The organism is Kitasatospora sp. NPDC057518 (assembly GCF_042802075.1).
GTDB lineage: Bacteria > Actinomycetota > Actinomycetes > Streptomycetales > Streptomycetaceae > Kitasatospora.
This window is the reverse complement of the sequence record NZ_JBHVEU010000563.1, coordinates 1-5,062: the sequence shown is the minus strand read 5'-3', so window position 1 is coordinate 5,062 and position 5,062 is coordinate 1. Positions and strand designations below refer to the sequence as shown.

At 75.3% G+C, this 5,062-nt stretch carries 4 protein-coding genes; 1 reads left to right on the top strand and 3 read right to left on the bottom strand.

Annotated features, from left to right (window positions below; translation table 11 throughout):
- Together ACFU7Z_RS36045 and ACFU7Z_RS36040 are read right to left on the bottom strand one after the other, a co-directional pair.
- A partial coding sequence (locus ACFU7Z_RS36045) for a phosphoenolpyruvate hydrolase family protein (RefSeq protein ID WP_380782240.1) occupies positions 1 to 810 on the bottom strand: 810 nt, incomplete at its 3' end.
- 53 nt (positions 811 to 863) lie between these two features.
- Positions 864 to 2,099 carry a Tm-1-like ATP-binding domain-containing protein gene (locus ACFU7Z_RS36040; RefSeq protein WP_380782238.1) on the bottom strand — a complete coding sequence of 412 codons (1,236 nt, stop codon included), beginning with the start codon at positions 2,097 to 2,099 and terminating at the stop codon, positions 864 to 866.
- A gap of 145 nt (positions 2,100 to 2,244) precedes the next feature.
- Between ACFU7Z_RS36040 and ACFU7Z_RS36035 the strand changes: the two genes are divergently transcribed.
- Positions 2,245 to 3,729, top strand: coding sequence for a PLP-dependent aminotransferase family protein (locus ACFU7Z_RS36035; RefSeq protein WP_380782236.1), 1,485 nt, complete (start codon positions 2,245 to 2,247; stop codon positions 3,727 to 3,729).
- A 56-nt stretch (positions 3,730 to 3,785) separates the two neighbouring features.
- Here the strand turns inward: ACFU7Z_RS36035 and ACFU7Z_RS36030 are convergent, their stop codons facing one another.
- The gene (locus tag ACFU7Z_RS36030; protein WP_380782234.1) at positions 3,786 to 4,814 is read right to left on the bottom strand and encodes a glycosyltransferase family 2 protein; all 1,029 of its coding nucleotides are present in this window, start codon (positions 4,812 to 4,814) and stop codon (positions 3,786 to 3,788) included.
- Positions 4,815 to 5,062 lie beyond the last annotated feature (248 nt).

Genomic DNA, 5,062 nt, shown 5'->3' with positions numbered 1-5,062 from the left:
GGACTTGAACGCGCGAGCCTGCTCCGTGATGGCGCGTTCGGTGGGCAGCCGTTCCATCGAGGAGGCGCCGAAGAACCCGGCGATCCCGGTGGTGTGCTCCAGCACGTAGCGGGCGTCCTCGGGTTCGGCGATCGGGCCGCCGTGGCAGAGCACGATGATCTCCGGGTTGACCCGCTTCGCGGCGTCGTGCATCTCCTGTACGGCGGCCGCCGCCTGGTCGAGGGTGAGCGCGGTGGCCGCGCCGATGGAGCCCTTGGTGGTGAGCCCGACGTGCGGGACGAGCACGTCGGCGCCGGCCCGGGCCATGTCGGCGGCCTGCTCCGGGTCGAACACGTAGGGGGCGGTGAGCAGTTCGCGCTCGTGGGCCTGGCGGATCATGTCGACCTCCAGCCCGAAGCCCATCCCGGTCTCCTCCAGGTTCGCCCGGAACGTGCCGTCGATCAGTCCGACCGTGGGGAAGTTCTGCACCCCGGTGAAGCCGACGGCCTTCAGCTGGTCCAGGAAGTTGCCCATGATCCGGAACGGGTCGGTGCCGCACACCCCGGCGAGCACCGGCACCTCGCGGACCACCGGGAGCACCTCCCCCGCCATCTCCAGCACGATGGCGTTGGCGTCGCCGTACGGCATCAGGCCCGCCAGCGAGCCGCGGCCGGCCATCCGGTAGCGGCCCGAGTTGTAGATGATCAGCAGATCGACGCCGCCGGCCTCCGCGCACTTGGCGGACAGGCCGGTGCCGGCGCCGGCGCCGATGACCGGCTTCCCTGCGGTGATCTGCGCGGTCAGGCGGGCCAGGGCTTCGGTGCGGTTCACGGGTGGGCTCCTCGTTCGGTGGGTGTCGTTCGGTGGGGGGGTAACGGCAACGGTCAGGCGTGCGCGGTGATCAGTTGGTGCAACCGGTCGGCGGCCGCGACGGCGAAGGCCGGGTCGTTCAGGTGGGCGTCCAGCTCGCGCAGTTCGACCGGGCCGTCGGCCAGCGCCGAGCGCAGCGCCGCCAGGCCGGCCCGGTCGGCGGCCGGGTCGTGGAACGGCCCGCCCGGCGCGTCCACGGCGGACACCCCGCCGAGCGGCCAGAGCACCGTCACCGGGCCGCGCGCCGCGTTGAGCTTGTGCCCGAGGTCGGCGCCGACGGCGGACATCTCCTCGGCGGTGGTGCGCATCAGGGTCACGGTGGGGTTGTGGACCAGCAGCCGGCGCTCGGCGAAGCGCTCCGGAACGGTCTCCCGGGGGCCGAAGTTGACCATGTCCAGCGCGCCCGGCGCGACCACCTGGGGGATGCCGGCCCGTCCGGCCGCGGTCAGCCGGTCGGGCCCGGCGCTGAGCACGCCGCCGACCAGTTCGTCCGCGAGTTCGGTGGTGGTCAGGTCCAGGACGCCGGCCAGGAAGCCGCCCGCGGCCAGCTTCTCCAGCGCCCGGCCACCGGCCCCGGTGGCGTGGAACACCAGGACCTCGTAGCCGAGTTCGTCCAGGCGCTCGCGGGCGGCGTCGACCGCGGGCGTGGTCACGCCGAACATGCTGGCGCCGACCAGCGGGCGGCCGTGCGGACGCGGGGCGGCCAGCACCCGCTCGTGCCGGACGGCCATGCCCGCGGCGGCCGCCGCCGCGTTCCCGAGGATCAGCGAGGACACCGAGTTGATGCCCGCGACGTCCACCACGCTGTACATCAGGGTGACGTCGCTGCTGCCCACGTACGGTGCCACGTCCCCGCCCGCCATGGTGGACACCAGCAGCTTGGGCACGCCGACCGGCAGCGCCTGCATCGCGCGGGCCGCGATGGACGACCCGCCGCTGCCCGCCACCGCCAGGACGGCGTGCAGCCGGCCCGACCGGTACAGCTCGGCGACCAGCCGCTCGGCGCCCTGAGCCATCGCCGTCACCGCCGCCCCGCGGTCGCCCGCGGAGCGCAGCGCCGCCAGGTCGTGCCCGGCGGCCCGGGCGACCTCCTCCGGGCCGAGGTCGGCGGCGGGCGTGCCGGGGGGCGGCGGCAGCACGCCGGCGTCGACCATGACCACCTCGCAGCCGTCCTCCCGCAGCCGCTCGGCGAGCCACGCGTACTCCGCGCCCTTGGTGTCCAGTGTCCCGACCAGTACGACGGTCGCCATGTCCCTGCTCCTTTGAACGGACGGTGCCCCGATCATCCGGCGGGGCCGGGACGGCGGCCAAGACCACTTGCGGGCAAGTGGCCTGCCGTCGGCCCCGGTCACCGGGCCGGATGGCGGCCGGGGCCACCGGGGCATCATGGACGGCATGGACCGGATCCCCGCCACCCGCCTGTCGCGCCTGCTCACCGGCTGGGCCGCCGACGGCCCGGGGGCCCTGCCGCGGCTGCTCGCGGACGCGCTGCGCGAGCTGGCCGAGCGCGGTGACGTGGCCCCCGGCACCGCGCTGCCCTCGCAGCGGGCGCTGGCCTCGGCCCTCGGGGTCAGCCGCTCCACCGTCACCTCCGCGTACGGGCTGCTGGAGGCGGAGGGACGGTTGGAGAGCCGGCACGGCAGCGGCTCGCGGCTGCGCGCCTCGGGAGCGGTCGGCGAGCCCGTCGGCGAGGGGCGGCTCGCCAGTTTCGGCACCCGGGACGGCGTCGTCGACCTCTCCAGCGGGGCGCTGGAGGGCCTGCCCGCCGTGGCGGACGCCCTCGACTCGCTGTCCGGCCGGGACCTCGCCGCCGCACTCGCCGGTGACGGCTACCTCCCGTACGGGCTGCCGCGGCTGCGCGAGCTGCTGGCCGAGCAGTACCGCGCGGCCGGCCTGCCGACCTCGCCGGACCAGATCCTGGTCACGGCCGGGTCCCAGCAGGCACTCTGGCTGATCACCCAGGGGCTGGTCGAGCCGGGCGACACCGTGGTCGTCGAGGACCCGACCTACCGGGGCGCCCTGGAAGCACTGCGCGCCCGGGGCGCACGCCTGGTGCCGCTGCCCGCGTACGGCTCCCGCTCCGGCGCGGCCCGCGCCACCGACGCGCACGACGACGGGCCCGCCGCCCTGGCCCGGCTGACCGGCCGGATCCGCCCGCGCCTGGTGTACCTCCAGCCGGCCGTGCACAACCCGACCGGGCGCGCCATGACCGGGCCGACCCGACGGGCCTGGGCCGCCGTCCTGGCCGAGCGCGGCCTGTACACCGTCGAGGACAACGCGTACGCGGAACTGTCCCTGTCCGAGGACGGCGCGCCGCCCCCGCTCGCCGCACAACTGCCGGACGGTACGACCGCGACCATCGGCACCCTCTCCAAGCTCTACTGGGGTGGCCTCCGGCTGGGCTGGATCCGCGCCTCCCGCCCGGTCATCCACCGCCTGGCCGAGCTCCGCAAGTCCGTCGACCTCTCCTGTCCGGTGGTGGAGCAGCTGCTCGCGGTGCGGCTGCTCCAGGGGCTGCCGGAGGCGCGGGCCCGGCGCCGCGCGCAGCTGCGTGAGCGCCTCGCCACGGCCGAGCGGCTGCTCACCGCGCAGGCGCCGCACTGGCGTTGGGAGCGGCCGGCCGGCGGCTCCGCACTGTGGGTCGAGCTCCCCGGCACCGACGCCGAGGCCACCGCCCAACTGGCCCGCCGGGCCGGGGTGCTGGTGGTACCCGGGCCCGCCTTCTCCGCCGTCGACGGCTTCCGCAGCCGCCTGCGGCTGCCGTTCGCCGCCCGGCAGGACCAGCGTGACCCGCACGACCAGTACGACCAGTACGACCGGTTGGCCGCCGCCCTGCCCGTCCTCCTGCACAGCGCCGACCGCGCCGGTCCCGTCCGCTGAGCCGCCGTACCCGCGGAACCGCTGAACCGCCCGACCCGCCGACCAACGCCCCCGGCTCAGCGGCGGAGGGCCTGGCGGGTGCGGCGGGCGAGGCGGTGGGCGCGTTGGACGGCGACGAAGGCGGGCATGGAGTCGGCCTGGGTGAGCCGGTACTTGAGGCGGAGCTGGGGGCTGAGCCCGGCCTGGGCCTCGGGGCCGATGGCGTGGAGGAGCCGGGCGACGTGCTGCTGGTAGGCGGCGCGGTAGGCGCGGTCGCCGTCCGGGACGGTCCAGAAGAACATCGGGATCTCCTCGACCAGGCAGTTGCGGTCGTAGGCGCGCAGGTGCTCGGCGAAGGCGGGTTCGGGGCGGGCGAGCAGCCATTCGCGGACGAGTTCCATCGAGCGGACCCGGTCGACGACACCGCGCGGGTCGGTCTTCTTCTGGGTGATGGAGAGGTCGCCGTCCTCGCGCACCCGCCAGTGGTAGACCGGGTCGGCGAGCACGTCGACGCGTGCGGCGAGGAAGTGGTGGGGCACGCTGACCGGGGCGTCCTCGTACAGGATGCCCTCGGGGTACGTCAGGCCGGCGCCGTCGAAGAAGGAGCGCCGGTAGACCTTGTTCCAGGCGGTGCGGTCGGTGACGAGGGCGGGGGTCTCGCCGATGTGGGTGCGCAGCCGGGTCTCGTGGAACGGGCGGCGGTGGGCGTGCGAGGGGCTGAGGCCGGAGGTGCGCAACCGCAGGGCGTTGCCGGCGGCGAAGTCGGAGCCGGTCCCGTCGAGGGTGCTGATCATCAGCTGGTAGGCGTGCGGCGGCACGACGTCGTCGCTGTCGACGAAGGCCAGGTACTCGGTGCCGGGGGTGAGGTGGCGCCAGCCGGTGTTGCGGGCGGCGCCGAGGCCCTGGTTCCGCTGCCGGACCAGTCGGAAGCGCCCGTCCCGCTCGGTGTACTCCTCGGCGATGACGGGGCCGTCGTCGGTCGAGCCGTCGTCGACCAGGACGCACTCGAAGTCCTCGAACGTCTGGGCCGCGATCGAGTCCAGGCACTCCCCGAGGTAGCGCTCGACGTTGTAGATCGGGACGACGAGGGAGAGACGCGGGGCCATCGCACGGCCTTTCGCTCAGGACACGAGCGGACGGGCCGGGCGGCCGTCGACCGCCGGTCACCGACAGTGGCCCGAGCATACGGACCGTATGCGGCCCGCGGGCGAACGCCGGGTTGAATCGAGCGAGCGGAACGGTGCAATCACCGGTCCGCCGGGGCGTCGGCCGCGCCCGGCGTCAACCCGCCCGCGCGGGACGCCCCTTGGGGCGCAAGGGGAGGGCCCCGGACCGCCCGACCGGTCCGGCTGTC

Excerpts from the sequence above, each read along its gene's own strand:
- ACFU7Z_RS36040 (WP_380782238.1), bottom strand. The coding sequence starts at position 2,099 with ATGGCGACCGTCGTACTGGTCGGGACACTGGACACCAAGGGCGCGGAG.
- ACFU7Z_RS36035 (WP_380782236.1), top strand. The coding sequence starts at position 2,245 with ATGGACCGGATCCCCGCCACCCGCCTGTCGCGCCTGCTCACCGGCTGG.
- ACFU7Z_RS36030 (WP_380782234.1), bottom strand. The coding sequence starts at position 4,814 with ATGGCCCCGCGTCTCTCCCTCGTCGTCCCGATCTACAACGTCGAGCGC.